This window comes from Streptoverticillium olivoreticuli subsp. olivoreticuli (assembly GCF_003391135.1).
GTDB classification, from domain to species: Bacteria; Actinomycetota; Actinomycetes; order Streptomycetales; family Streptomycetaceae; genus Streptomyces; species Streptomyces blastmyceticus.
This window is the reverse complement of record NZ_CP031455.1, coordinates 4,939,894-4,966,570: the sequence shown is the minus strand read 5'-3', so window position 1 is coordinate 4,966,570 and position 26,677 is coordinate 4,939,894. Positions and strand designations below refer to the sequence as shown.

Annotated in this window: 22 protein-coding genes and 1 tRNA gene; 18 read left to right on the top strand and 5 right to left on the bottom strand. The window is 70.6% G+C overall.

Annotated elements, in window-relative coordinates:
- Positions 1-89: 89 nt before the first annotated feature.
- Positions 90-959 carry a methyltransferase domain-containing protein gene (locus DXZ73_RS21745; RefSeq protein WP_116212757.1) on the top strand — a complete coding sequence of 290 codons (870 nt, stop codon included), beginning with the start codon at positions 90-92 and terminating at the stop codon, positions 957-959.
- A 68-nt stretch (positions 960-1,027) separates the two neighbouring features.
- Here the strand turns inward: DXZ73_RS21745 and DXZ73_RS21740 are convergent, their stop codons facing one another.
- A complete protein-coding gene (locus DXZ73_RS21740; protein ID WP_116212756.1) occupies positions 1,028-1,450 on the bottom strand; it encodes a hypothetical protein in 423 nt (140 codons plus the stop codon).
- A 121-nt stretch (positions 1,451-1,571) separates the two neighbouring features.
- On the opposite strand from DXZ73_RS21740, the gene DXZ73_RS21735 reads away from it, so the two are divergent.
- Positions 1,572-3,662, top strand: coding sequence for a hypothetical protein (locus DXZ73_RS21735; RefSeq protein WP_116212755.1), 2,091 nt, complete (start codon positions 1,572-1,574; stop codon positions 3,660-3,662).
- On the opposite strand, the gene DXZ73_RS21730 is transcribed toward DXZ73_RS21735, so the two are convergent.
- Positions 3,650-5,275 (bottom strand): translation initiation factor 2, encoded by a 1,626-nt coding sequence (locus DXZ73_RS21730; protein ID WP_116212754.1) that lies wholly within the window; start codon positions 5,273-5,275, stop codon positions 3,650-3,652. The genes DXZ73_RS21735 and DXZ73_RS21730 overlap by 13 nt on opposite strands.
- 362 nt (positions 5,276-5,637) lie before the next feature.
- Between DXZ73_RS21730 and DXZ73_RS21725 the strand changes: the two genes are divergently transcribed.
- The 14 genes from DXZ73_RS21725 to DXZ73_RS21660 all read left to right on the top strand — a co-directional run bounded on the left by DXZ73_RS21725 (position 5,638) and on the right by DXZ73_RS21660 (position 21,160).
- A complete protein-coding gene (locus DXZ73_RS21725) occupies positions 5,638-7,383 on the top strand; it encodes a type IV secretory system conjugative DNA transfer family protein (RefSeq protein WP_116212753.1) in 1,746 nt (581 codons plus the stop codon).
- A gap of 8 nt (positions 7,384-7,391) precedes the next feature.
- Positions 7,392-8,423, top strand: coding sequence for a hypothetical protein (locus DXZ73_RS21720; RefSeq protein ID WP_116212752.1), 1,032 nt, complete (start codon positions 7,392-7,394; stop codon positions 8,421-8,423).
- Positions 8,420-9,091: a hypothetical protein gene (locus DXZ73_RS21715; RefSeq protein ID WP_116212751.1), complete on the top strand. Its 672-nt coding sequence runs from the start codon at positions 8,420-8,422 to the stop codon at positions 9,089-9,091. The genes DXZ73_RS21720 and DXZ73_RS21715 overlap by 4 nt, the downstream gene beginning before the upstream one ends.
- Positions 9,091-9,585 carry a hypothetical protein gene (locus DXZ73_RS21710; protein ID WP_116212750.1) on the top strand — a complete coding sequence of 165 codons (495 nt, stop codon included), beginning with the start codon at positions 9,091-9,093 and terminating at the stop codon, positions 9,583-9,585. The genes DXZ73_RS21715 and DXZ73_RS21710 overlap by 1 nt, the downstream gene beginning before the upstream one ends.
- On the top strand, positions 9,582-10,553 hold the full coding sequence (locus DXZ73_RS21705) for a hypothetical protein (protein WP_116212749.1): 972 nt from the start codon (positions 9,582-9,584) through the stop codon (positions 10,551-10,553). Before DXZ73_RS21710 ends, DXZ73_RS21705 begins: the two co-directional genes overlap by 4 nt.
- A 388-nt stretch (positions 10,554-10,941) precedes the next feature.
- Positions 10,942-12,054, top strand: coding sequence for a conjugal transfer protein (locus tag DXZ73_RS21700; RefSeq protein ID WP_116212748.1), 1,113 nt, complete (start codon positions 10,942-10,944; stop codon positions 12,052-12,054).
- Between the two features lie 93 nt (positions 12,055-12,147).
- A complete protein-coding gene (locus DXZ73_RS21695) occupies positions 12,148-12,381 on the top strand; it encodes a hypothetical protein (RefSeq protein WP_116212747.1) in 234 nt (77 codons plus the stop codon).
- Positions 12,378-13,031 carry a hypothetical protein gene (locus DXZ73_RS21690; protein WP_162890275.1) on the top strand — a complete coding sequence of 218 codons (654 nt, stop codon included), beginning with the start codon at positions 12,378-12,380 and terminating at the stop codon, positions 13,029-13,031. Before DXZ73_RS21695 ends, DXZ73_RS21690 begins: the two co-directional genes overlap by 4 nt.
- Before the next feature lie 11 nt (positions 13,032-13,042).
- A complete protein-coding gene (locus DXZ73_RS21685; RefSeq protein WP_116212745.1) occupies positions 13,043-15,604 on the top strand; it encodes an ATP-binding protein in 2,562 nt (853 codons plus the stop codon).
- Complete coding sequence (locus DXZ73_RS21680) at positions 15,601-16,167, top strand: hypothetical protein (protein ID WP_116212744.1); 567 nt, start codon at positions 15,601-15,603, stop codon at positions 16,165-16,167. The genes DXZ73_RS21685 and DXZ73_RS21680 overlap by 4 nt, the downstream gene beginning before the upstream one ends.
- Positions 16,168-16,170: 3 nt before the next feature.
- On the top strand, positions 16,171-18,321 hold the full coding sequence (locus tag DXZ73_RS21675; protein WP_116212743.1) for a hypothetical protein: 2,151 nt from the start codon (positions 16,171-16,173) through the stop codon (positions 18,319-18,321).
- Complete coding sequence (locus DXZ73_RS21670; RefSeq protein ID WP_116212742.1) at positions 18,318-19,118, top strand: hypothetical protein; 801 nt, start codon at positions 18,318-18,320, stop codon at positions 19,116-19,118. The genes DXZ73_RS21675 and DXZ73_RS21670 overlap by 4 nt, the downstream gene beginning before the upstream one ends.
- Before the next feature lie 4 nt (positions 19,119-19,122).
- On the top strand, positions 19,123-20,379 hold the full coding sequence (locus tag DXZ73_RS21665) for a C40 family peptidase (RefSeq protein ID WP_116212741.1): 1,257 nt from the start codon (positions 19,123-19,125) through the stop codon (positions 20,377-20,379).
- A gap of 58 nt (positions 20,380-20,437) precedes the next feature.
- The gene (locus tag DXZ73_RS21660) at positions 20,438-21,160 is read left to right on the top strand and encodes a hypothetical protein (protein WP_162890274.1); all 723 of its coding nucleotides are present in this window, start codon (positions 20,438-20,440) and stop codon (positions 21,158-21,160) included.
- A gap of 97 nt (positions 21,161-21,257) precedes the next feature.
- On the opposite strand, the gene DXZ73_RS21655 is transcribed toward DXZ73_RS21660, so the two are convergent.
- Positions 21,258-21,328 (bottom strand) — tRNA-Gly (locus tag DXZ73_RS21655).
- Between the two features lie 530 nt (positions 21,329-21,858).
- Here DXZ73_RS21655 and dcd point away from each other — a divergent pair.
- Positions 21,859-22,434, top strand: coding sequence for a dCTP deaminase (gene dcd / locus DXZ73_RS21650; protein WP_071962992.1), 576 nt, complete (start codon positions 21,859-21,861; stop codon positions 22,432-22,434).
- Between the two features lie 24 nt (positions 22,435-22,458).
- Entirely contained in the window at positions 22,459-22,956 is a 498-nt protein-coding gene (locus DXZ73_RS21645) for a phosphoribosyltransferase (RefSeq protein ID WP_116212739.1), read from the top strand.
- A 101-nt stretch (positions 22,957-23,057) separates the two neighbouring features.
- Here the strand turns inward: DXZ73_RS21645 and DXZ73_RS21640 are convergent, their stop codons facing one another.
- Positions 23,058-24,059: a Yip1 family protein gene (locus tag DXZ73_RS21640; protein ID WP_116212738.1), complete on the bottom strand. Its 1,002-nt coding sequence runs from the start codon at positions 24,057-24,059 to the stop codon at positions 23,058-23,060.
- 244 nt (positions 24,060-24,303) lie between these two features.
- Positions 24,304-26,568 (bottom strand): (Fe-S)-binding protein, encoded by a 2,265-nt coding sequence (locus DXZ73_RS21635; RefSeq protein WP_116212737.1) that lies wholly within the window; start codon positions 26,566-26,568, stop codon positions 24,304-24,306.
- Positions 26,569-26,677: the final 109 nt, after the last annotated feature.

Genomic DNA, 26,677 nt, shown 5'->3' with positions numbered 1-26,677 from the left:
TCTCCCGGGCGTGGGCCGGTGACCGGACCGAGCACCGTCCTGTCCTGCCCGGGCGATCCAACGATCTCGTACCCGGAAGGAACCGCACTGTGCCGCAGGAAGCAAGGACCCCCCAGCAGCAGGTCACGGCCGACGAGGTCGGCGACTGGTACGACAAGTTCGGCGAGGTGTACCACCTGACCCTCGGCGAGAGCGTGCACTGCGGCCTGTGGTTCCCGCCGGACGCGCCCGTTCCGCAGAGCATGGAACTGGCGGTCATGTCCTCGCAGGCGCAGGACCGGTACACCGACTACCTCATCGAGACCCTCGCCCCCGAGGCCGGACAGCACCTGCTGGACATCGGCTGCGGCACCGGCCGCACCGCGCTCAAGGCGGCGCGGCAGCGGGGCGTCGCGGTCACCGGCGTGGCCGTCAGCAAGGAGCAGATCGCGGCCGCCAACCGGCTCGCGGGCGAGCACGGACTGACCGACCGCCTCACCTTCGAGGTCGCCGACGCCATGCGACTCCCCTACGAGGACGAGTCGTTCGACTGCGCGTGGGCGATCGAGAGCCTCTGTCACATGGACCGCGCCAAGGCCCTCGGCGAGGCCTGGCGGGTCCTGAAGCCCGGCGGCGATCTCCTGGTGCTGGAATCGGTCGTCACCGAGGAGCTCACCGAGTCCGAGACCGCCCTCTTCGAGACGGTATACGCCGCCAACGTCCCGCCGCGGTTGGGGGAGTTCTTCGACATCGTCGGCCGGGCGGGCTTCCACACGCTGTCGCTCAAGGACCTGTCGGCGAACCTGGCGATGACGATGAACGTGTTCGCGCTGGGGGTCCACTCCCGGCGGGCGGAGTTCACGGAGCGGTTCGGAGCGGAGTTCGTGGACGGGCTGATCGCCGGGCTCGGGAGCGCGCAGGAGACCCTCATCCGCAAGACCCGCTTCTTCATGGCGACCCTCCGCAAGCCGGCGGCGTAAGACCGGCACGGCGCGAAAGGGGCCCCGAGCCGATGGCCCGGGGCCCCGCCGGGCACCTCGACGGATGCTCAGCGCCGGTCCGCGGGAGGCGAGGTCCGGTGCACGTGAAGGGTGACGCCGGAGAAGTCCCTTCCCTGGAAGACCTCGTGCTGGGTCCCGCCGCTGATGTGGTTGTGCACGTCACCGGCTTCCCCGGCCGCCCGCGTCTGCTGCCACCACTCCTCGAGAAGCGCCCGGAACTCGCCGTCCAGAGCCGCCCGGACGCCCAGCGCCGTGGCCAGGGCCTGGGCCCGCATCGGATCGGCCGGGGCGTCTTCCAGGGAGGAGAGCTCCAGCTCCCCCGTGCTCACACCGGGGGGTGCGTCGAGTGCCTCTCCCCGAGAGAACGGGCGCCGCACGAGGGCGGAGAGTCCCTGCCATGCCTGGCGGGCGGCTTCCCCGCCCAGCCCTCCGGCCAACGCGGTGAGGGCCGCAGCCGTGATCGGGTCCATGGATACGCTCCCTGGGTGGTCGTCTGTTGTAGCCACCATAGAAGCGTGTGACGCACAGGACGCGGCTGTTCGGTTGATCCGTCGGCCCGTCAGCACGGGTGGTGGCACGTAAAGTTGGGGAATGGCCGAGGAGACGCACAACAGCCTGGACGGTCGAGCGGACGTGGTGGTCCAGGCCGGGCGCATCGAAGCGCTGCACCAGCATCTGCACGGCGTGGTGGCCCCGGAGGGGCCGGTGCCCTTCCAGCTGCCGCCCGCCCTCGCGCACTTCGAGGACCGGCAGGCCGAACAGGAGCGCATCCTGCGGGCCGCCGAGAGCCACCCGGGCGACGGCTCCCCGCTGGTCGTGGCCTTGAGCGGCATCGGAGGGATCGGCAAGACCGCCCTGGGCTTCCACGTGGCCCGCCGGCTCAGCCCGCGCTACCCCGACGGCGTGCTGTACGTCGACCTGGACGACCTGCGCCGGGACGGCGTGGTGGAGGTCGCCGATGCCGTCGCGCAGCTGCTGACCGGCCTGGGGGTCACGCCGGAATGGCTGGAGCGGTCCTTCGCCGGCCGCTCGAAGCAGTACTGGACGCGCACCCGCGACAAGCGGCTCGTCGTGATCATCGACAACGCCCGGTACGGCAGCGAAGCCGTACCGCTGCTCCCGGCGTCCGCGGGCAGCCTGGCGATCGTGACCAGCCAGGGGGCGCTCTACGACCTCGACGGCACGGCGCCGGTCGAGGTGCCCGTGCACCCCCTCGCCCTGGACCACGCGGCGCGGCTCCTCGCGCGCATCGTGGACGACCACCGGCTCCCGGCGGAGCCGGACGCGACGGCGGCGCTCGTCCGCGGCTGCGGAGGACTGCCGGCGGCGCTGAACGTGGCCGGCCAGTGGGTCCGCAAATACCGTCGGCGCAGCCTGTCCCGGCTCGTCGAGGAGCTGACCGCGGAACTGCGCGAGCGGGGCATCCCCATGGTCGAGGCGGTGTGGGACGCCGCGTACGCGGGACTGGACCGGGAAGCCGCGCGGCTCTACCGCCTGCTGTCGCTGTACCCCGCCCCGGTCGTCACGGAACCGGCGGCCGCCGCGCTTCTCGGCGGCGGCCTCCAGCGCGCCGTGGACGCGCTGGAGGAGCTGGAGTCGGCGGGCCTGCTGGAGAGACGGTCCGAGGGCTGCCGGATGCACGACCTGCTGCGCGGACACGCCGCCCGCCGTGCGCGCGAGGCCGACCCCGACGGAGCGGAACGCGCCGAGGCGCGCCGCGCGCTGGTCCGCTGGTACCGGCGGCAGTCCGGCCGGGCGGACCTGATGGCGGCCGGCCCGCGCATGACTCTCGCGGAGCTGCCCGGGCCCGTCGCCGATGTCCCCGACGTCGAGTTCGCCACCAAGACGGAAGCGCTCAGGTGGCTGGAGTCGCAGCGACTCGCTCTGTACGGCTGTGTCCGGCTGGCCTTCGACAGCGGGTTGGACGAGGACGCGTGGGCCCTGTGCGAACCGCTGTGGACCCACTTCCTCGACCACCCGCACTACGCGGACGTCACGGACGCCTTCGCGACCGGTGTGGCGGCCGCCGACCGCCTGGAACACCTGCCGGCGATGGTCCGGATGCGCTGCCAGCTGGCCAGGCCGCTGTGGGAACAGCAGCGCTACGACGAGGCCGCGGAACACCTGCGCCGCGCCCTGAACGCCTCCGAGGCCCTGGGCGAATCCGGGCCGGAACGCAAGCTGAAGGCTTCGGCCGTGGAGTTCGGCGGTCTGCTGAAGCTCGCCATGGGTGAACTGGAGGGCGCCGCCGCGGACTTCGAGGCCTCCCTGCGGATCCACACGGCGATAGGGAACGCGTACGGCGTGCTCCTCCAGACGCACTTGCTGGGCCGCACCGCCCTGCGTCAGGGAGAGGTCGGACGGGCGGTCACCCTGCTGAGCGACGCGCACCGGATGGCGCGGGAGCAGCGCCGGGAGCGGATGACCGCCCGCACCGGATTCGAACTCGGCCGGGCGCTGAGGCGCGCCGGACGGGCGGCGGAAGCCGAGGACCTGGTACGTGCCGCGCTGCGGAGCGCCCGTGACCGGGGCTCCACCGCCGACGAGGCGCGCGTCCTGGAGGAACTCGCCGGCCTCGCCGACGACCGCGGCGCGACGGCCGAGGCCGCCGAGAACCGGTCCCTGGCACGGCTGTTGGCCGCCCGTGCGGGCGGGCCGGCCGAGGGCGGTCAGAGCTCGTAGGCGAGGTCCGCTCCGTCCGCCGGGGTCAGGCGCACCCGGACCGTGAGCGGGCCGGTGTCGCAGACGAGCGTCACCGGTGGCGCCCACCGCGGTGTCTCGTACAGCCATGAGTGGACCGCCGAGACGACGGCCGCCGGGTCGGCGCGGAGGACGCGTCCGGTGGTCCGGCACGGCTCGACGCGGACGCTGAGCAGGCCGGCCGAGCGGTGCCGGACCAGGCACCGTTCCGGCGTGAGGATCGCGGCCGCGGTCCGGCACATCGGGGCCTCGTCCAGCATCCGGGCGGTCCACCCGGCCGCCGTCCACGTGCTGCTGTGCGGTGCCGGTGCCGCGGTCCGGGCCCGGCGCCACAGCACCGACGCGCTCTGCGAGTGGCGCGTGTCCGCTTCCGGGTGTTCGGCGGCCAGATGATGTACGGCCTCGGAGGTGTCCGGGGGAAACCGCTCGACGCCGATCCGGTGCCCGAGGACGTGGGCCCGTACGGCGAAGGCGGCGGGCCGACGGGGCGCGGTGGCCGGGCGGGGGAGCGGGTGCGGGGCCACGGGGACGGCCGGCGGGCGGAGTCCCAGCAGCCGGTAGAGCTCGTTCCGGAGCCGTCGCAGGGACTGGCCCTGCCGGGCGAAGGCGGCGGCCGCGAAAGGGCGGGTGTCATGGGCCTCCGCCGCCCGGAGGGCATCCGGCAGGTCGGCGGCCTCCGCGAGCCGGGGGGCCTGCGCCAGCATGTCCGCCATGGGGCTGCCGGGTATCAGCTCGCTCCCGCCGTCGTACGCCCCGACGACGGGGCGGCCGAGGGCGGCCGCGTAGAGGGCGGTGGAGCCGTGGTCGGTGACCACGGCGTCGGCCGCGACGAGGAGCGCGGCCCACTCCTCGTGGGGCCTGGCCAGGATCAGGCCCGCCGCCAGGGCCGGGGCGAGCTGGCGCGCGAGGTCGAACGGGCCGGTCCGGCTGTACTCGTTGGGGTGGAGGACCAGGCCGAGCTGACAGGCGTCGTGCGGCAGCCGGCCGAGGAGTTCGCGCGGCAGTTCCGGCCGGCGGGCGAACAGCGACTCCGGCCCCCAGGTGGACGTGAGCACGATGAGCCGCCGTTCGCCCGTACCCAGGGCGGAGCGGTAACTTTCCCGGTGGGTGAGCGAGTCGAGCAGCCGGTCCAGGGTCGGATCGCCCACCACGGACGCCCGCGCGGCGGCCGCGGGGCAGTGCTCGGCGAGGCGGTCGACCTGCTCGCCGTGCGCCAGCGCGTGCAGGTCGGCCCAGGGCTCGCCGTCGGCGAGCAGGTAATGGGGGTCAAGACCGGACGGGAGATGGGGCGAACCCTCGTCCCTGAGGGACTTGTTGAAGCCGGCCCCGTGCGGCATCACCACCCGGGGACCGGACAGGACCCGCAGCGCGCCCTTCGGGCTCGCGGTCAGTATCAGGTCGTGCTCGCGTGCGCGGGCCTGCTCCCAGGCGACGGTCCGGGCACCGGAGCGCTCCAGGGCCGCGAGGGCGTCCACGTCGAACGCCGACCCCGGGACCAGCGTGAACCGGACGGTGATGCGCTTGTCACCGTCGAAGACGGGCAGGACGTCGAGAAGCCGGTGCAGAGCTCCTGCCGAACGAACCGCAATGAGCACTGTCCGGCTGTCCGGCTGTCCGGCTGTCCGCAAACCGTCGATTCTATCTGAAATGCCGCCAAAAGGAACGTTGTTCCTGCTGGGCCGGGCGAAATCGTCAAGGGCCTCCTGCGGCATGCCGCTGATCGTACCGGCGCGGAAACGCAGGCCCTCGGGGCGCCCGGCCCTCCGCGCCCGCGTGGCAGGCCCAGACCTTTGACCTGGGGCTTTCACTCGGATCACTGGTGTTACCGTCGGGGACCTGTCAGGAACGCAGGCGAGAACGGGGGCCGCGCGTGGCAAACGCACGGGAATCGGGGCGGAAAAGAGAAAAGGGCGGCGGGCCCCAGGGCGAAATAGCCCTGGCGAAGGGGGTCGCCGTCGTGGCGGGTCTCTTCGCCACGTGGCATCTGGCCCTGGTGGCCACCGCCGACGGCATGTCCGTGTCGGACGTCGCCTCGACCGTCAAGGCGCTCGCCCTGCACCGGCCGTTGGACGCACTGGGCGAGGACGGCATCCGGGCCGCCTCGCCCGCCGTCACCGGCTGCGTCTGGCTGGCCTTCATCGCCGTGCCCGTCGCCCTGATCACGCTGGCCGTACGCGCCCGCGCGCGGCGCGCCCGCGGCGCCGGCGGCGAGGGCCTGGCCTCCGCCGTCGAAGCCCGCCACAACCTCGGCGAGGCACGCGCCCGGGCCGCCGCCGCGCAGACTCGCGCCACCACCTTCTCCGGCAAGGACGGCCGCTACGACCCCAAGGCCGTCGCCCGCGCCGAACTGCGCGAGTTCGGCTGGCGGATGGGCCGTCAGCTCGGCAGCGGGCAGCCGCTCGTCGCCACGCCGGAGGACTCGATCGCGGTCATCGCCCCCTCCGGCGGCGGCAAGTCCCGCAACGTCGTCATCCCCGCGTGTCTCGACGCGCCCGGCCCGCTCGTCGTCACCTCGACGCGCGCCGACGTCCTCGACGTCATCGCCCAGCCGCGCTCCCGGCAGGGCAAGGTCTGGGTCTTCGACCCGCTCGACACGGTCGGCTGGCCGGAGCGCATGGTGTGGGACCCGGTGGCAGGCTGCCAGGACGGCGAGACCGCCACCTCGCGCGCCCTGTCGTTCTCCGTCGGCATGGGCGCCGACGACGGCTCGTCCACCAACGCCGGTTTCTTCCAGCAGACCGCCTCCTCCGCCCTCACCCGCCTGCTGCACGCGGCCGCGCTCGAGGGCCGCACCATCGAGCACGTGCTGCGCTGGGCCACCAACCTGGAGAAGGCGAGCGAACCCCGCGCCATCCTCACGGACCACCCGGGGGCCGAGCCGGGCTGGGACGTCCTGCTGCGTTCCGTCTCGACGGGCGCCGACGAGACCGTCGCCTCCACCCGGCAGACCCTCGCCGCGCAGATCGAGCCCCTCGCACTGCGCAAGGTCCTGCGCTGCGTGACCCCCCAGGAGGGCGTGCCGGTCTTCGACGCGGACCGCTTCGTCGCCTCCCGCGACACCCTCGTCCTCATCAGCGACTCCAACGCCTCGACCAACGTCTCGCCGCTGACCACCATGCTGCTCGGCGAGGTCGTCGACGCGGCCAAGCGCCGCGCGCCCCGGACACCGTCGGGCCGGCTCGACCCCTTCCTCCGTCTGGTGCTGGACGAGGTCGCCAACGTCGCCCCGCTCCCGAAGCTCCCCTCGCTCGCCTCCGACGCGCGCGGCTACGGCATCCACCTCGTCTACGCCCTCCAGTCCCTCGCCCAGGCCGGTCTGCGCTGGGGCGACAAGGAGGCGGCCACTCTCCTCGACAACGCCGCCGCGACGCTGGTGATGGGCGGTCTCAAGGACGTCGAGGCCCTGCGCCGCTTCTCCGAGCTGATCGGCGAGACCGAGCTGGCCGAGCTCTCCACCTCCCGGGACACCGGCCGTCTCTTCGGCCACACCACCTCCGAGGTCAAGCGCGAACGCCGCATCCTGCGCCCCGAGGAGATCCGTCAGCTCCCGCACGGCCAGGCCCTGCTCCTCTTCCGCGGTGCGCCGGGCGTCATCGTCGAACTGGAGCCGTGGGACCAGAGCCGCGACGGCCAGTCGCTGCGCGCCGGTGAGCAGGCGACCCGCGCGGCGCGCGTCGGCCGACCGCCGCTCGAGCAGCTGTAGGGAAAGCCGTGGACGACGCACCGAAGGCCTCGGACTTCGCCGCCTACCGCGCGGAACTCGAGGAGCACATCAAGAAGTTCGCCCTGGGCGTCGAGCGCGACCAGGGCGAGATCGAGGAGATCCTGGGCGAGATCCTCGGCCGCCTGAACGCCCTGGAGACCGGGGCAGGCGGCGTTCCCGTGGCCGGTGACCACCTCCCGTGGTCGCTGCGGGCCACGGAGCGGGACTGGCAGGACCTGGCCGACTGGACCGACTGGCTCGGGCGCCACTACGCCCCCCAGCTCCACTTGCGCATCTGGCCCTGCTGGCCGGCGCACGGCGGTGTCGTCGAGGAGCTCGCCGCCCTCCGCGCTGCCTGGTGCGCGGCCGTCGAGGCGGACACCGACCCGGCCCGGAGCGGTTCCGAGCTCGCGTACTGGCATCAGATGTGGCTGTGGCCCACGGTCGAGCGCATCCGGCAGAACTACATGTTCGGCGAGTGCGAGACCGAGCACTCCCCGGACCGCCCCGGCCGCCCCACCGACACGGCCGCCCTCCGCGCCCGCGCCGCCGAGGCGGAGTCCGAGCGCCGTCGCCTGGAGAACGCGCGGTACGCCTTCTTCGCCGAGGTCCCGCGGGGGCGGACCCCGGACCGGCCGGACGGCCTGTGGCGCCGCGCCGACGACACCTGGGAGTACCTCTCCCTGCTCGACTGGGAGTGGCACGCCGCGGCGGAGCTGCCGGTGGGGCGGGAGATCCTGCACCCGGTCACGGCCGGACGCGCGCTGGAACTGGCCGCGGACCGGCAGTCCTGGGTCACGTACTGGGCCCACCACGCCGACGAGGCCGACTGGCGGGCCGGCACCCCGCCGACCACGGTGGTCCGGCGCCGGCGCAGTCCGGAGCGCATCCACGACGAGGCGTACGGACCGGACGGCGCCTGGGAGCCGACCGACGCCGTCCACGACTTCCTCAGCGCCCGGCCCTCCGACCCTCCGCATCTGGTGGAGATCGACGCGGCGGAGGCGGCGCGGCTGGTGAACGGGGACACCGGGCTGTGAGTACGGACAAGCCGGTCGGGGCCTGGCAGGACGCCCGCCCGGACGACGCCCGCCCCCTGGCGCTGACGGCCGAGGAGAACCTCCTCGTCACGGTCCGCTGGGAAAAGGCCCGCGCGGCCCACGAACACCTCGACGCCGTTCTGGAGACCCTCGCGGCCCGGCTGGGTGAACCGTACGGCGCCCGTCTGGAGGGAAAGCAGTACCGGTTGAAGGGCCTGCTCGCCTTCCGCCGTCAGGCGGCGGCGCGGAAACGACTGCGGGTGGATGTCGCGGCGTTCGCGCGCAAGGTGAGTGACCTCAATCGCTACACCCTCGTCCTCGCAACCGACCACTACACGGCGGGTGTCCAGCAGACATATGCCCTTCTGCACGAGCAGGGCTTCGAGCTCGTACCCGGCTCGGAACGGAACACCTGGGAGGACCCTCTCTACAAGGGATTCCGGGCGGCCTGGCAACGTCCGGGCGGAGAGCCGCGGTTCGAGATCCGGTTCCACACGGCCGAGAGTTATTCGGTCCAGTCGGAGAACCATCTCCTCTACGATCTCTACCGCTCAATCCGGGTGCGGCGCGACGCCGAGGGCGTCGACATTTCCAAGGCGCGGGAGCAGGCGGCCGAGCTGGTGCAGAGCGAGCGCTACGGCAGGAACACGGCAAAGGAGAGTTACTGATGACCGATCAGAACAAGTACGAATATTTCGTCAAGGCGACTCCGCCTTACACCGAGGAGCGTCCGTCCAGCCTTTGGCGCCGGTCGGGCGACGAGTGGGAGTTTCTGTCGCTGCTCGACTGGGGGTGGCACCAGGTCGAGAACACGATCGAGCACCGGCCCATGCCGGAAGCCCTCTTCGCGGTGACCGCCGAGCGCGCCGCGGAGTTCGAGGCCGACCGACAGGGCTGGGTGCAGTACTGGGCCTACTACTCCAGTGAGCGCAGGTGGAAGTCGGGCAAGGGCCCGACCACGGTCGTACGTCGCCGCAGGAGTCCGGAGCGCATCTACGACGAGACGTTCATGCAGGGCAATGTCTGGGAGCCGGACAGCGCCGTCTTCGAATTCTTCGACGCGCGCCAGACCAACCCTCCGCATCTGGAGGAGATCACCGTCGAAGAGGCCGAGCGGCTCCTTCAGGAGATTCGTGGCGTGATGGGGGCCACCGAACTGTGAGCGGCTCCGACGTCGGCGCGTGGCAGGGTTCCAAGGAGAAGTCCGAGGATCACCTGACACTGACGGCCGACCAGAACCGTCAGGTGACGGCCCGCTGGGAGGCCGCCGAGAAGGCGCGGGGGCGTCTCGACGGCATCATGAGCGGTATCGAACAGAGGTCGGCCTCGCACGGAGGCAGACTGGAGGGCCTGGAGTACTCCCTCAAGGGCGTGGACTCCTTCAGGCGCAAGGCCGCAGTGGCGGCGAAGCGTGACGGTGACGTCGAGGACATCTGCGAGAACGTCGAGGACCTCAACCGCTACACGCTGACCTTTGACGCGGAAAACTATGTCCGGGGTACGAAGCAGACGTACGCGGAGCTCCGGGCGCGTGGCTACGAGCCCATTTCCGAGCACAACACCTGGGAAGACCCGGTGTACAAGGGTGTCAACACCTCATGGGAGCACCCGGAGACCGAGGAGAAGTTCGAGCTCCAGTTCCACACCCCGGAGAGTTTCAAGGCCAAATCGGATAACCACGAGCTCTATGAGCTCGCCCGCTCCGGGAAGTTCGAAGACTTCAACACCGAAATGGAGCCGAAGCGGTCCGAGGCCTACCAAGAGGCATCGGACCTGCTGCAGAACGAGCGGTACGAGAACGTACGCGTACCTCCGGGCGTCGAAGAGCTGGACAATCGCAAGATCCGTGCCACTCTCAACCCGAATGTGGACCCCGAAGTCGTCGAGCACGTCCGGCGAATGGAGACGGACCTCAGGGCCACTCATGCCGCCGCTGCCAAGGCGGTGGAGCCGCAGCAGTCGGCGATCGGCCTCGGCAATGACCTCGGCGAATCACTGGGGACCGGCGGTCCCGGCCTTCGCGACAGACTGGCCGCAAAGACCGGCCCGGTCCGGCCGTCCAACGCCCAGTCGGCCCCTGCCGCTCCTCTCCCGACGCAGTCGCGAGGTCGCGGGCGATCGATGGCGTAGGGCTTTGGGACAGCCCTGATCTTCGCAACAGATTGGCTACAAAGGCCGGGTCGATTGGCCGTCCTGACGCCAGGTCATCCACCCGGCCCACCGCCGACGCGGTCGCGTCGGCCCGGCCCGGCCCTGATGCGGCGGCGGGCGTTTCCGACGCAGTCCACCTTGTCGGACTTTTGGCCCGATTGAAGCGGTCGGAGTTAGTCACTGTTCTGTTACTAGCGGTCAAATGAAGCCGTTTGACGATCGGTAATCGGCCAACGTACTGTCCTGGCACTCAGGCCTTGTACGGGGGAAGGGTCGCCAGAGGTTGAGCACATTCAAGACAGTCGCGCGGCGAATACTGAATCTGCCGGAGCCGCGCGATAAGGCCGCGGCCGCACCGACTGCTGACATGCTCGCGCCACATGCTGCCCCGGCGTCCCAGCCCGTCGCCGCGCCCGCGCCCGCCGGGCTGCAGCAGTGGACGGACGCCGCGGCGCGGCTCCAGGCGCAGACGCCGGGGCCCGCCCGGACCGAGGCGACGACGCCGGAAGCGGAGGCCAAGACCGCCCCCGCCGGCCAGGTCCCCTGGCAGATCGAGGACGAGAAGAGCGGCGCCAAGTTCGCGGTGAAGGCCGGCCGTGGCGTGCTCTGGGGCGTCGTCGCCCTCGCCGCGATCACCGGTGTCCGGTCGTGGATCTGGGCGCCCGCCACGCCCGAGCCCGCGCCGGCCAAGGCCGACAGCGGGCCGCAGTATCCGGTTCAGGAGGCGCAGGCGGTCGCCGCACGGTTCGCACGCTCGTACCTGACCTGGGACGAGGGCGACCCGCAGGCCCGTGCCGACGCCCTGGCGCGGGACATGCCGAGGGGCACCGACACCACCGCCGGCTGGAACTCCAAGGGCCGTCAGCAGGTGATCGTCGTTCAGCCGAGCACCGTCTCCGTGCTCGGTGACAAGCGTGCCCGCGTCCGGGTGGACGCCCTCGTGAACGGTCCGGCCTCCGACGCCGCGCCTGCCGACAAGGGCGACAAGAAGGACGACTCCAAGAAGGACGACGGCAAGAAAGACGCCAAGCCCACCGCCCGGTGGATGGGCCTGGAAATCCCCGTCGTCCAGGCCGCCGGCCGCGTCGTCGTCACCGGCCAGCCCGGAATCGTCGGCGTGCCGAACGGCGGCCCGTCCGTACCGGCACTGGACTCCAGGACCAACGACATGGAGTTCGCCGACAGGACCCGCGGTGTGGTCGAGGAGTTCTTCTCCAAATACGCCACGGGCGAGGCCGAATCGGTCGCCGCGCCCGGCGCCTCCATTCCGGCCCTGCCGTCCGGCATGACGCTCGGCGCGATCCGCAACTGGGTCGTCGACGAGGGAAGCGGAACCGACCGCGTCGGTACGGCCGTCGTCAGCTGGAACGTCGGCGGGGCCGAGATCGAGCAGACCTACCGGGTCAAGCTGACCCGTGTGTCGTCCACTCAGGCCGAGCGCTGGCAGGTCGCCGAGGTCCACGGCGGTCTCACGCCGTAGCCGGTCGGCCGTCCGTACCACCGACACCCTTTTCCGCCGGTCCTCCGGCACTCATCCATTCACCGCTGCCCGTATCACCATGGGGGAATTCCGATGCAACTCGCGCTGACCAGTGGCGTCGAACTCAAGTCCTGGGTCATTCTGATCGCCGGGAACATCTTCCTGATCGTTCTCGCGGTCAGGGCCATCGGCCACTACGCGAAGCGCGAATGGGGCGAGCTCCTCGGCCACTTCCTGGCCGGTGTGGTCGTGGCCGGTTTCGTCTTCGAATCGGATGTCACGATCCAAATGCTGAAGGACATCTGGACCAAAGTGGCCGGCTCATGAGGGTGGGGCACACCTTCACCCGCCACTTCGACCTGGAGACGCGGCAGCACGAGCTGCTCGGCATGGATCTCGGCGAGGGTCCGTCCCGCCGCGTCCTGGTGACCGGTGCCGCGATCTACGCGGTCTGGGTGGGTGGACTGCTGCTCGTCTTCGGCCTCCCGTCGCAGTTCCTCTTCACCCTCTACTTCGCCCCGCCCGCGCTCATCACGTTCTACGGCGCGCAGCGCTCGCGCCGTAACGAGCGGCGCTGGAACCTGACCCAGTGGGCGCTGGCCTTCCGCTATCTGACGGTGGGCCACCGGCCGGTCGTCAACGGCGGGCGGCGCGCGGCCGATCGCAGCGAGTGGCTGCCGCTCCGGGCCCGGCTGGGCGAGCGTACGGACGAGTTCCTGGCCCTGCCGGGCATGGGCGTGTTCGAGGGAGCGCTCGGCGGCGAGGAGCCCAAGGTCATGGCGGGCCGCCCGGTGAAGCTCGACGCCCGTCCCCGGCTCTACGGGCCGGACCACGTCTACCGCGCCCGGATGCGCGGCCTCTCCGGCAAGGAACGCAAGGCCGCCGAGCAGGCGGCGGCCGAGCAGGCGGCGCAGCACGCCGCCCAGCAGGTATGGACGGGCGGGGCGGGGCACATGCCCGGCCCGAAAGGCACGTAAGGGACCCGACTTTGAAGTTGTTCAAGGGCATCGCCCGTTTTCTCGGCGTCGAGGGTGACCGTTCCGCCCCGCCGCCCCGCTACGTCGCCGTCGCCGACGGACTGGTCGTCACCGAGACGCACGCCGAGGCGTGGTTCATCCTCTCGGGCTCCAACACCGACCTGATGTCGGAGAGCGCCCGGGACGCCGAGCACGACCAGGCGAGCAGCGCGCTGGCCCGTACGCTCTCCGGTTACGACTGTCATCTGAAGGTGCTGTGGGCGCCGTTGAACGCCGACGAGTACCGGAACGAGGCGGACACCCTCTTCTCGGCCGGCAACTACGGGGAGTGGGCCGACATCCGTGTCGACCGCCTCGACGATCTGGAGCTGCCGACCCGGCTGCTGCTGCTCGGCGTGCGCATCTCCGAGCGGTCCACGCAGGCCAAGGCCCGGGGCAGCAGGGGCGTGCAGGATGCCCTGGGCATCGGCTCGACCTCCGTCTCCCACAAGGAGATAGCCCGCCTGGACGCGCTCACCCGGCGCCTGGGCCGGCAGCTGGAGACGACGCCGTGGAAGGCGCAGCCGGCCACGGTGGAGATGCTGGCCTGGATGATCGCCCGTGAGCAGCGCCGCGGCACCGTGCTGCCGACGCCGGACGGCGAAGGAATGATCTCCGGCGCCAAGCTGGCCCAGCTCACCCGCGGCCGCGTCCTGCCCTACCCCGACCACCTGCGCTTCGTCGACCAGCACGGCGGGACCACGTCCTGGACCGCGATCCTCACCATGGACGGCTTCCCGGAGGAGATGGAGTCCCCGGGCGCGGGGGAGTGGCTGCGGGCCGTCGCGGAGATCACCTACGTCCCCGAGTACGGGGACGACGGCCACGACACCGACATCCAGGTCAAGCCGGTCAACCCCGAGCCCTCCGTCCGCTTCAAGGTCCTGCACAAGCGGGACGCCCTGAAGGCGATCGACGAGGTGCGCAGGCTCGCCAAGGAGCAGCGGCAGAGCGCCGCCAAGCACTCCGCCGGCGAGACCGCGCAGGAGATCGAGGAGACCGAGGAGACGATGACGAGCCTCTCGCGCGACATGAAGCGCGAGGACGTCACGTTGATGGAGGACCACCCCCGCCTGATCGTCAGCAGTGACGTCTCCCTGGACGATCTGCGCGCCCGCTGCGACGCCGTCATCGGCTTCTACGGCGGCCTCGGCATCGAGGTCAGCGTCGCCGCCGAGGAACAGCGCGAGCTGTGGCTGGAGTCCCAGCCCGGCGACATGCTGCGGGTGCCGGACCTGGTGCACACGCGCACGGTCGGCGCGTTCGCCGGTTCCTGGTTCTGGGGCGGCGCGTCGGTCGGTGACGACACGGGCCCGGCGATCGGCTACCTGACCGGCTCGACGCCCGGTGTCGTGCGCAACGACCTGACCGGTGGCTCCGAGCGTGGCGACGCCACGACCACGGCGTTCATCGGCCGAAGCGGCCGTGGCAAGACGACCGCGATGATGCTGTCCCTGCTGGACTCCGGCTTCCGCGGTTCGTTCGTGCTGGCGCTGGACTTCAAGGGCGACATGGGCGGCCTCGTGTCGGCCGGGCAGCGCTTCGGGCTCAACGCCCATCTGATCGAGACCGGGGCGCAGTTCGCGGGCGTCGCCGACCTCTTCGCCCTGCTGTCCGGCGAGAGCGCCGAGCGCGCGCAGACCGAGGTGCCGGCGCAGCTCGGCATCGCCCTGCCGCAGCACCTGCGGATGCGCGGTGCGGAGACCCCGATCCAGAGCGCGGTCAACGAGGTCATCGCCGCGGGCGACCCGGCGACCTGGAAGGTCATCGAGTGGTTGCGGCGCTCCGAGGACGAGCTCTCGCGCGAGGCGGGCAACGCCCTGTACGAGCTGTCGCTGACCGGCCTCGGCGCGCCCTTCATGGGCAGGCCGGACGGCTCCTCGCTGCTCACGCCCACACCGGGCATCTGGGTCGTCCAGGTCCCCGGCATCACGCTGCCGTCCCCCGACGACGACCGTGACGACTGGTCGGTCCACCAGCGGCTCTCGGTCGCGCTCGTCCACTCGCTGCTCGCGTACGGCATCAGCATGGCCGGCCGCAAGGACCTGCGCGGCCTGCGCAAGGTCGTCGCGGTACCGGAGGTGCACGTGCTGACGGCCACCCGCGAGGGCAGTTCGTTCCTGCAGTACATCGCCCGAGTCGGCCGTGCGCTGCACACCGCCCTGGTCGTCGACACGCAGGACCCGGAGTCGCTGGCGAGCCTCACGGGTCTGGTGGAGCAGATGACCACGGTCTTCGGCTTCCAGCTCACGACGTCGGAACAGCAGGACGCCATGGCGGCCCTGCTCGACCTGCCGAAGGGCGACCACACGCGCCAGCTCATCCAGGCGATCGGCGTCGACGTGACGCAGGAGATCAGGCACGGCCACTGCATCATGCGCGACCGCCGCTTCAACAGCGCGACGGTGCAGTTCGACGTGCCGTCGCTGGAGGTGCTGGAGCTGCTGAGCACGACGCCGAAGACGACCGGCGTGGGGGCGGGGCCGGACCCGGTGTCGATGAGCAAGTCCGAGCCTCAGGAGGTAGGCGCGTGAAGCGGGTGACGGCGGTGGCCGCGGTGGCGGCGTCGGTCCTGATGGTGGCGGGGTGCTCGTCGTCCTCGGACAGCAAGGGCGGACGGACCGGGGGCGACCCGGGCGTCACCGAGGAGGAGCGCGCCCGGGCGGACGCGGAGGCCCGGGCGCGGGCGAAGGACGAGGCGGCGATGAAGGATGTCGCCGTCCGGTACGTGAAGTCCGACATTGCCAACGACGTACGGACGATGTGCGCCCTGAGGACCCCGAACGAGCAGGGGGACGGGGGGCTCGACGGGTGCGTGGAGCGTTTCCGCTATCTGGACGGTGAGAAGCCCGAGCCCATGGGCACCGTGACCACCGAGGGAGCGCCGCTGGCCGTGCCGCCGATCAAGAACCACGTCGAGGGCACCGGCCTGATGGTCACGGAGAAGACCGTCGACGGTGCGCGGACCTTCTTCCGCCGCTGGGCCGTGCGCATGGTCAAAGCCGACGGCACGTGGCTGGTCGACCAGTCCACGCACATCCGCGACGAGGAGATGTCGGCCTCCAGCCCCGTCCGCAGCGCCCTGATGAGGTCCTAGGGAATGAGACTCCCCCGCTTCCGTACCCTCGCGATACCCCTCCTCGGTGCGCTCACCACGTTGATGGTGACCGCGGGGGCCGCGGCGGCCGATGACAAGAAGTACGACAAGTACAAGCCGGCGGGCATCGGCGACCTCCTGCGCACCCCCAGCGTGGGCAAGGGCGGTGGCTCCACCCTCTACGAGCAGTTCGGCGCCGCTCTCTACTTCCGGCTGGACAACGAGCTGGGCTGGAAGGACATCGGCTGGTCGATGCTCAACGGCATCGCCGATCTCTTCATGGGGCTGACCGTCTTCGTCACCCAGTCGGCCGTGGTCGCCGTCCAGTGGACGTTGAGCTTCACCGACGTCAAAGACATTCACGACGGGATCACCAAATCCATATCCAGCGCGGGCGGAACGGTCTCCGAGACCTTGCTGCCCTCGGCCCTGGCCGTGGGCGCCTTGGTGGCCTGGGCCAATCACCGGAAGGCGAGCGGCAGCGGGCTGAGCCAGCTCGGCTGGGTGGCGGCCTCGGGCGTACTGGCGGTGTCGCTGGTGGCGACCCCGGGCGTATGGGTCGATGGCCTGGCGAGTGTGCGCAGTATCGGTTCCAGCATCGCCACGGAGGCCACCAGCGCCGGCCTGGACCGTGATGTGAAGGAGCCGTTCGCCGTCAAGGGGGACGCGGACCTCAAGGACAACGGGCAGGACGCCAAGGACGAGCAGGATCCCAAGAAGAAGCAGGCAGCGGAGGAATCGAAGAAGAACAAGCTGGTTCGCAAGTCCACCGACGCGATCTGGCGGTCGTACGTCGCCACTCCTTGGTGCATCGCCGAATTCGGCAACCTCGATACCTGCAAGGAATTCGGCGAGCAGACCCTCAGGAAAACGGGCGAGGACCCGAAGGATGACGACTTCGGCGATGCCCGGCAGGAGTACCTGAGCAAGGTCGTCAGCGACGAGAAGGTCGGCGTATCGGCCATGAAGTGGCGACAGGGCAAGAACGCCGGCCGTGTCACGGTCGCGGTCGCCGCCTTCGTCTGCGCCGTGCTGTTCGCCGTCCTCGCCATCGCCTTGGCCTTCGCTTCCCTCGCCTCGCTGATCGGCGCGTTGATGCTGCTCCTCGCGGGGGTGGTCTTCGCCTGTCTGTGGGTGATTCCCGGCAGGCCGCGGCAGTGGGGCATGCGCTGGTTCGATGCCCTTCTGGGCTTCGCCATGCAGTCGTTCGTGAGCACGATGGTGCTGGGCGTCGTCCTGGTGCTGAACACCGTCAGCATCACGATGCTGGGCACGTACGGCTACTTCGCCTCCGTCGGCGTCAGCATCACCAGCGCGATCGTCGCGTTCAAGTTCCGTGCCGTGATGGAGAGCATCGTCGGTGTCACGGGGTCGCTGAGCCCCGGTGGTTCGGCGTTCGGCATGGCGATGGGACGCCAGGCCAGCCGCCTCGCCGGAAAGGCCACCGGATGGACGGCCGGGAAGGCGATGCGCGGTACCGGGTATGCCGGAAAGCAAGCCGGCAAGTACACGGCAGCGGGTGCGCGGAAGGGCGCGAAGGCCTTCGACGAGAAGGTCTCCCACGTCGGCAAGGCCATGGCCATGAGTTCCTGGGCCGCCACCAACTCCACTGTCCCGCTCGGCGCGCGCGGAGGCGACAAGTCCAAGGCCGGATCGGCACAGTCGGGCGCGGGCGGGCGCGGCGCGGGCGAACGCGGCGTGGGCGCGGACAGCTCGCGCGGTGCCGGCGGGGTGACCCGTGCGGGCGCGTACCGCAGCGGCACGGGCAAGACCGCGGACCTGCCGGAGCGTCGTTCCACCCAGGTGGCCAACGTGCGCCCGAAGTCCGCGAACGTCGCCGCGCAGCGGGAGAAGGCCCGCGGCCGGAACGCACCTGCGCAGACCGGCCGGGCGGGGGCCACGGGGCAGCAGCAGGCCGCGGACCGGCGCCGGCCCGCGCCCTCGAAGCCCGGCAACGGCCGGGATGCCCACTCCTTCCGCCAGGGGCCGAAGCTGCGCAGCGTGCCCCGGCAGCAGCGCATCAAGGACGAGCGCAGGACGGCGTCCGTCGCGCACCGGAGCGGCTCCACAGGTGTGCGGAATCGTCCCTCCTCCGGTGCCGCCACCGCCGCCCGCACGCCGGCCCCCAACCGCCGCCGCAGGAGGAACACGTGAGCAGGAAGCAGCAAGGGCCGCAGGACCCGGCCGAGTGGCGGGAACTGCTGAAGACCCCGTACGAGTACCCCGAGGAGATCGAGGAGGCTCCCAAGCGGTCCCTGCGCCGCCGGGCCCGCAAGGTCTACCGGCAGGGCCGGAAGGCGGAGCTCAAGCGCCGCCTCGCGGAGGAGAGGCGCCGGGAACCGGTCACCGCGGGCGGCGCCATCCTGGTGATCGTCGGGTTCCTGGCCCTCGGGGCGGCTGCCAACCACTGGTGGCCGGACCACGACGCGTCGGCGCGGGTCGTACGGCCGGGAGCCGAGGCCGGGGCCGCCACCGAGGAGGGGGTGCCGGGGCAATTGCGCTGGAGACAGGGCACCGGTCCCTCTCCGGTCGCGTCCCCCTCGGACTCTCCGAAGCCGGACCTCAGCAAGCCGGAGAAGACGGCGGAGGACTGGGCGCGGGCGTACTGGGCCCGTAACCCGCCGGTGGACAAGACCCACAAGGCGGCGGTGGACCGCGCGGCGCCGTGGATGACCTCCGCCCTGCGCGAGAACCTTCGGCAGTTCGACGACAAGGCGTGGGGAGAACTGGTCTCCAACGGCGGCGTGTCCACAGTGGACAAGGTCACCGTCGGACCGGCCGACGACGACCGGGTGCGCCAGCAGGCGGACACCCCGACGCGGGTGTGGCGCAAGGTGACCGTGGACACCACTGTCGCCGGCTACCGGAAGTACACCGAGACCAAGGTCTTGCTGACCGAGATCATGCGCGGCGACGACGGCTGGCGCGTGGGCAGGATCCTGGGGGTCTGAGTCGTTGGACGGACGTGAGGCCCTCGCCCTGGCGGCGGGGGGAGCCCGACGTGCCCTGATGCTCAAGCTGGGCCTGCCGATCGCGGCCCTGTTCATGGCCTTCCTGATCGTGTTCGGTGCGTTCGGCGGCATCGGCAGCGGCGGCGGCGCGTACGCCATGGGCTGCGGCAAGGCCGGCCGGCCCGCCGACGACGGCCCGTCGGGCAATGGCAGCAGCGGGGACGGGACGGGCGGGGCCGACAAGGACCTGCGTGGGCGGCAGGTGCAGAACGCGAAGATCATCGACCAGGTCGTCAAGGACGGGAAACTGCCCGGCCGCGCCACGCTCATCGCGCTGATGACGGCGCTCGCCGAGTCGCAGCTGGACAACATCAACTACGGGGACCGGGACTCCCTCGGTCTCTTCCAGCAGCGCCCGTCGTCGGGCTGGGGCACGAAAGAGCAGATCCTGGACCCCAAGTACGCGGCCCACATGTTCCTCTTCGGCGGCGACAGCGGCGACCCGCCGGGCCTGACGAGCTACTCGTGGGAGAACATGTCGCTCAACGACGCCGCCCAGAAGGTGCAGCGCTCCGGTTTCCCCGACGCGTACGGGCCGAAGGAGACCCAGGCCCGCAGCATCGCCAAGGAAGCCGGCATAGATCTGGAGCGCTCCGGCGAGAACCACCCCGGCAAGTCCGGCAGCAACGGCTCGACCGGCGATCAGAAGACCGGCGATCAGAAGACCGGCGACCCGAAGGACGACGGGAAGAGCAGCAAGGACCCCGACGAGCCGCCGACGAACTGCGCCACGTCCGGCTCGAGCCAGCCCGGCAATCCGGGTGACCCGTTCCACGACGGCAAGGCGCCCTGGCCCAGCGGCGTCGTGAACCGCCGCTCGACCGACGACGCGATCAAGTGGGCGAAGGCCGAGGCGGACAGCCACCGTGCGAACTGGTACCAGAAGTGCCTGGCCTTCACCTCGATCGCGTACGGCTGGAACTCCTCCGGCACCGATTACGCCATCGACCACTACACGGACGTCATGCCCAAGGACTGGCGGCACGACGGCGACCGCAACCCGCCACCGGGCGCCCTCATGTTCTGGGACACCGGGCACCGCGCCGGTCACGTCGCGATCTACGTCGGTGACGGCAAGGTCGCGTCCAACGACATCGTGACGCCGGGCGAGATATCCATCGTCCCCGCCACCGACATCGAGTCGAAGTGGGGCGCCAAGTACCTGGGCTGGTCACCCCCCTACTACCCCAACGCGGGATGACCCGGATGATGATGGAGCGGCGGAACCGAAGGGGACCGGCGGGAAGTAAGGATTGGCCATGCCTGTTGTGACGGACCTCGATTCGGTCCCCCTGACACCCGTGTACACGATCGTGATCAGTGTCACGGGAGAGGCCAGCGTCGACGGGGAGCCGGTCGAGAGCCTGCCCGGGCAGGACGCGCGCACGTCCGCCCTCGCCGACATACGCGTCCGGGCCGCCCGCCGCGGGCATCCGGTGCGGATCAATGCCAAGGAGCCGGACGGTTCGGTCTGGCCGTTGATCGTCGATCACGACGGTGCGGTGACGCCGCTGGACGCGCCGCACCCGACCCCGACCCCGGCCCCGGAGCCGTCTCCGGCCCCGGTCGTCGCGCCGGCGGCCCTCACGGAGCGGGCCGGACCGCTCGAACCCCGCCACGCCGCCGTGTTCGGCCGGATCGTCGCCGCCGAGCTGCGCGGCGACCTGGCCGGGGCGGCAGCGGCGGCGGAGGAGCTCGAGACGCTGCTGACCGCGGACCTCGGCCCTCTCCACCCCCACACCCTCGGCGCGTTGGCCACCCGCGCCTGGCTGTCCCTGTTGTTGCGCGGCGACTGGTCCGCCGCCACCCGGCTGCACGTGCTCACGGCCGAGCGCCGCCGCCGGGCCGGGGTCTCGGGCACGGAGACCCGCCGCGCCGCCCGTAACGCCCATGCGGCCTGGGCCCTGTTGCGCACGATCGACCCGGCGGCGGCCGAGGCGCTCCGCCCGGAGCTCGGGCGGATCGCGCACCTGACGGCGTGACCGGCGGGGGCCCGTCCACGGCCCTGCCCGGGCCGGTGGCCTTCAGCAGGTCCGGACAACAAAAACCCCCGGTCGATGACCAGGGGGCTTTTCCAAGAGCGGGTGACGAGAATCGAACTCGCGCTCTGAGCTTGGGAAGCTCATGTTCTACCATTAAACTACACCCGCGCGGACGCCCGTTTCGGAGCGTCGTATCGTCGCACACTCTACCCCATCGAAGGCCCCCGGTGCACGTGCCGCGAGGGCCTTCCTGGCGTGGGTGGGGTCGGTGAGGTGGGTGGGGACGCGGCCTCGGGCGGCGGGAGTTGGGGCGTACCGTAGGGGCGGCAAGTCGGCTGGCGCGGTCGGGAGTGCCGGGTGCGAGTCGCCGGAATGCATCCCCTAATGTGGCTTTTGTCTTTCATGTCGTGCCGGAGGCACGAATGAGTAATGCCATGGGGAAAGGGACTCGATGGAGCGCACCGTCGTTCGTTGTGCCGAAGGGCACGTGTTCAGCACCGCTTCGTTCCCGATGCAGAACCTCGGTCCCGGCCGGCTCGGCCCGGGACGACTGCTCCGCTGCCCGCGCTGCGCCCGGCTGCGGCATTCCGTGCCGGTGGCGGTCCAGAAGCGGTGATCAAGAGGCGCTGAGCGGCTCGCGGGCCCGGTCCGTTCGGACCGGGCCCGCGTTGTCCGTCTTCTCCGCGTATCCTCGACCCGTGCTTCTCTCAGACAAGGACATCCGGGCCGAGATCGACGCCGGCCGGGTGCGCATCGACCCGTTCGACGAATCGATGGTGCAGCCCTCGAGCATCGATGTGCGGCTGGACCGCTACTTCCGGGTGTTCGAGAACCACCGGTACCCCCACATCGACCCCGCCGTCGAGCAGGCCGACCTCACCCGTGAGGTGGTGCCGGAGGGCGACGAGGCGTTCATCCTGCACCCCGGTGAGTTCGTGCTCGCCTCGACGTACGAGGTCATCACGCTCCCCGACGATGTGGCCTCCCGTCTGGAGGGCAAGTCCAGTCTGGGCCGGCTCGGTCTGCTGACGCACTCGACGGCCGGGTTCATCGACCCGGGCTTCTCCGGCCACGTGACGCTGGAGCTGTCGAACATGGCCACGCTGCCGATCAAGCTGTGGCCGGGGATGAAGATCGGGCAGCTGTGCATGTTCCGGCTGACCTCACCCGTCGAGCATCCTTACGGGTCCGCGAAGCACGGCTCCCGCTATCAGGGCCAGCGCGGGCCGACGCCCTCGCGGTCCTTCCAGAACTTTCACCGCACACAGGTCTGAGCAGGGACAAGGCGAACAGCAACAGTGAGTGACAAGCGCGAGAATCTGACCTACCCCCTCTTCGGGCAGGCCATCCGTGAGCTGGCGCAGACCGTCGCGGACGACGGCTACGAGCCGGACATCATCCTCTCCATCGCACGCGGCGGCGTCTTCGTCGCGGGCGGCCTGGCGTACGCGCTGGACTGCAAGAACATCCACCTGGTCAACGTGGAGTTCTACACCGGCGTCGGCACCACCCTGGAGATGCCGGTCATGCTCGCGCCGGTGCCCAACGCGATCGACTTCTCGAACAAGAAGGTCCTGATCGTCGACGACGTCGCCGACACCGGCAAGACGCTGAAGCTGGTGCACGACTTCTGCCTGGACCACGTGGCGGAGGTGCGCAGCGCCGTGATCTACCAGAAGTCGCACTCCCTGGTGGACTGCGAGTACGTCTGGAAGCGCACCGACGAGTGGATCAACTTCCCGTGGAGCGTGGAACCGCCGGTCGTCCGGCGCGAGGGTCAGATCCTCGACGCGTAGTTCTTCTGCGCGCAGGTCTTCTATGCGCATAAATGCAGTACGGAAGGGCCTCGGTCGCGTCAGTGCGACCGGGGCCCTTCCGTATGGGGAGCGGGCAAGCGCTACAGCGTGCCCAGCTTGATGATCGACAGCAGGGCGATCAGCTGGATCGCGGACGCGCCCAGCGCCTTCGGCCACGGCAGGTCGTGCGACTTGCTCACCATCGAGGTGAACAGCGCGGCGGCCGCCAGCCAGGTCGCCCAGCCGAGCACCTGGACGACCGTGCTGTCGCCGCCCAGGAACATCGCGAAGAGCAGCCGCGGCGCGTCCGTGATCGACATGATCAGCATCGACAGGCCGACCGTCGGCTGCCATATGCCGTCGCCGCCGAGCTGCCGGGCGAGGGTGTGGGTGACCGCGCCGAGGATCAGGCCGGAGACCACGACGATCACGCCCGTCATCAGCACCCACGGGATGCTGTTCGCGAGCGTGGCGTTCAGGACGTCCTGGCGGGCCTTGTCGAAGCCGAAGACGGCGAGCAGGCCGTAGACGAAGGTGACGATCACGGCCGGGACCCACACCGCGTGGTCGCGCATCTGCCAGAAGGTGGCGGACGGGCGCAGGACGATGCCCTTCAGCAGCTCCTTCCACGGCAGGCGCGGCCCGGCGGGCGGCGCGGGCATCTGCCGCCCCGCGCGGTAGGTGTCGCCGGAGCCGTACGAGCCGTCGCCGTAGGGACCGTCGCCTTGCGGGGCGCCGCCGTAGGGGCCGTCGCCGTAGCCGCCGTTGTGCGGGGCGCCGCCGTACGGGCCGTCCGCCTGGCCGCCGTTGTACGGGCCGTAGGCGTCCGGGGCCTCGCCGAGGCTGAACTGCTGGGTGTGGCCCGGATTGTCGGCGCTCTGCCCGTAGTGCGGATCCGGGCGGCCCGGGTCGCCGTACTGGCCGTAGCCCTGCTGCGGGCCGCCGCCGAAGTACTCCGGCTCGTCGTGCGCCGGTGGCTGCTGCCACTGCCGACCGCCGCCCTGGGCGCCCGCCTGACCGCCGTACGGGGCCTGGTACTGCTGCCCCGGGCGCTGTCCTTGCTGCGCGGGACCGGGATCGTGAGAGTCCCGTCCGCGTCCCATCCTGAATCCAGCCACGCTTCGAACGTACCCGCTCCGGAGAAGCGCGGAGCCGGGGCGGGGGAAACGGCCCTGCCATTGCGGCCGTCCTGTGACATCCCCTAGGGGAAAACTCAGGGCCCCGGCGAGGTGTGAACGGCGGTGTCGTCAGAAGGTACGCCGTCCACGCTCCCACGACGGACGGCCGGTCCCCGCGGGTGTGCGCGGGGACCGGCCGTCGTCAGGGATACGCGATGCGTACGAGCCGCTACTTCACCGGCTCGGGCTCCGGTGCGTCCGCCGGTTCGCCGGCGCCTTCCGGTTCGACGGGTGTCTTCACCGACTCCAGAAGGAGCTGGGAGACGTCGACGACCTGGATGGATTCCTTGGCCTTGCCCTCGTTCTTCTTGCCGTTGACGGAGTCGGTGAGCATGACGAGGCAGAACGGGCAGGCGGTGGAGACGATGTCCGGGTTGAGGGACAGCGCCTCGTCCACGCGCTCGTTGTTGATGCGCTTGCCGATGCGCTCTTCCATCCACATGCGCGCGCCGCCGGCGCCGCAGCAGAAGCCGCGCTCCTTGTGGCGGTGCATCTCCTCGTTGCGCAGGCCCGGCACCTTGGCGATGATCTCGCGCGGCGGGGTGTAGACCTTGTTGTGGCGGCCCAGGTAGCAGGGGTCGTGATAGGTGATCAGACCCTCGACCGGGGTGACCGGGACCAGCTTCCCCTCGTCGACGAGGTGCTGCAGCAGCTGCGTGTGGTGGATGACCTCGTACTCGCCGCCCAGCTGCGGGTACTCGTTGGCGATGGTGTTGAAGCAGTGCGGGCAGGTCGCGACGATCTTCTTCTTCGCCTTCTCGACCTTCACGCCCTCCTCCGCGTCCTCACCGAACGCCATGTTGAGCATCTCGACGTTCTGCTGGCCGAGCTGCTGGAAGAGGAATTCGTTGCCCAGGCGGCGGGCGGAGTCGCCGGTGCAGTTCTCGTCGCCGCCCATGATCGCGAACTTCACGCCGGCGATGTGCAGGAGCTCGGCGAAGGCCTTGGTGGTCTTCTTCGCGCGGTCCTCCAGCGCGCCGGCGCAGCCGACCCAGTAGAGGTAGTCGACCTCGGTGAGGTCCTCGATGTCCTTGCCGACGACGGGGACCTCGAAGTCGACCTCCTTGGTCCACTGCAGGCGCTGCTTCTTGGCCAGGCCCCAGGGGTTGCCCTTCTTCTCCAGGTTCTTGAGCATCGTGCCCGCCTCGGAGGGGAAGGAGGACTCGATCATGACCTGGTAGCGGCGCATGTCGACGATGTGGTCGACGTGCTCGATGTCGACGGGGCACTGCTCGACGCAGGCGCCACAGGTGGTGCAGGACCACAGGACGTCCGGGTCGATGACCCCGTTCTCCTCCAGCGTCCCGATCAGCGGCCGCTCCGCCTCGGCCAGCGCCGCCGCGGGGACGTCCTTGAGCTGCTCCGCGGTGGCCTTCTCCTCGCCCTCGGCGGTCTTGCCGCCGCCCGCGAGCAGGTAAGGGGCCTTGGCGTGCGAGTGGTCGCGCAGCGCCATGATCAGGAGCTTGGGGGAGAGCGGCTTGCCGGTGTTCCAGGCCGGGCACTGCGACTGGCAGCGACCGCACTCGGTGCAGGTCGAGAAGTCGAGGAGGCCCTTCCAGGAGAAGTGCTCGATCTGCGAGACGCCGAACTGGTCGTCCTCGCCCGGGTCCTCGAAGTCGATCGGCTTGCCCTCGCTGACCATCGGCTGCAGCGCGCCGAGCGCGACGTCACCGCTCGCCTCACGCTTGAACCAGATGTTGGGGAAGGCGAGGAAACGGTGCCAGGCGATGCTCATGTCGATGTTCGAGGCCACGGTGATGGCCCAGATCGTCGTCACGCCGAGCTTGATCATCGCGGCGAGGTAGGTGAGGTTCTGCAGCGTCCCGGTGCTCAGCCCCTTGAAGAGCGCGATCAGCGGGTACGAGCTGAAGTACGCGGCCTCGTAGTGGTCGACGCCCTGCAGCGAGCCCTCGAGCCCGCGCAGCACCCAGATGGCCAGGCCGATCACCAGGATCACGTACTCGACGAAGTACGCCTGCCAGGCGGTCGAGCCGGCGAAGCGGGACTTGCGGCCGGCCCGCGAGGGCAGGTTGAGCAGCCGGATGATGATCAGCGCGAGCGCGCCGAGGCCGGTCGCGGGGCCGACGAACTCGATGTAGAGCTCGTACGGCAGCCAGGTGCCGACGAACGGGATCGTCCAGTCGGCCTTGAACAGCTGGCCGTAGGCGGTGAGGATCGTGCCGCCCAGCGTGAGGAAGCCGACGGCCACGAACCAGTGGGCGACGCCGACGATGCCCCACTTGTTCATCCGGGTGTGACCGACGAACTCCTTGCCCAGGGTGACCGTGCGGCGGCCGGGCTCGTCGACTCGGGCACCTGCCGGAAGCGGGGCGCCGAGCCTGAAGAACTTGATGAACTGCGCGACGGCGCGGCCGAACAGCGCCACGGCGACCGCAGTGAGAACCAGCACCACGATGATCGCGGCGAGTTGCATGGCGGGCTCCTCGAACCTGCGAGAGCGAATTACTAATCAGTAACTTATCCGGTCTGTACGAGACTACTCACTCGCGCGCCCCCGATATAGGCGCACCGCCGGTGATCTG

Coding starts and splice junctions, on each gene's coding strand:
- DXZ73_RS21735 (WP_116212755.1), top strand. CDS start 1,572: ATGGCCGAGGAGACGCACAACAGCCTGGACGGTCGAGCGGACGTGGTG.
- DXZ73_RS21640 (WP_116212738.1), bottom strand. CDS start 24,059: ATGGGACGCGGACGGGACTCTCACGATCCCGGTCCCGCGCAGCAAGGA.
- DXZ73_RS21635 (WP_116212737.1), bottom strand. CDS start 26,568: ATGCAACTCGCCGCGATCATCGTGGTGCTGGTTCTCACTGCGGTCGCC.
- DXZ73_RS21740 (WP_116212756.1), bottom strand. CDS start 1,450: ATGGACCCGATCACGGCTGCGGCCCTCACCGCGTTGGCCGGAGGGCTG.
- DXZ73_RS21710 (WP_116212750.1), top strand. CDS start 9,091: ATGACCGATCAGAACAAGTACGAATATTTCGTCAAGGCGACTCCGCCT.
- DXZ73_RS21660 (WP_162890274.1), top strand. CDS start 20,438: ATGCCTGTTGTGACGGACCTCGATTCGGTCCCCCTGACACCCGTGTAC.
- DXZ73_RS21695 (WP_116212747.1), top strand. CDS start 12,148: ATGCAACTCGCGCTGACCAGTGGCGTCGAACTCAAGTCCTGGGTCATT.
- DXZ73_RS21690 (WP_162890275.1), top strand. CDS start 12,378: ATGAGGGTGGGGCACACCTTCACCCGCCACTTCGACCTGGAGACGCGG.
- DXZ73_RS21675 (WP_116212743.1), top strand. CDS start 16,171: ATGAGACTCCCCCGCTTCCGTACCCTCGCGATACCCCTCCTCGGTGCG.
- DXZ73_RS21700 (WP_116212748.1), top strand. CDS start 10,942: ATGCTCGCGCCACATGCTGCCCCGGCGTCCCAGCCCGTCGCCGCGCCC.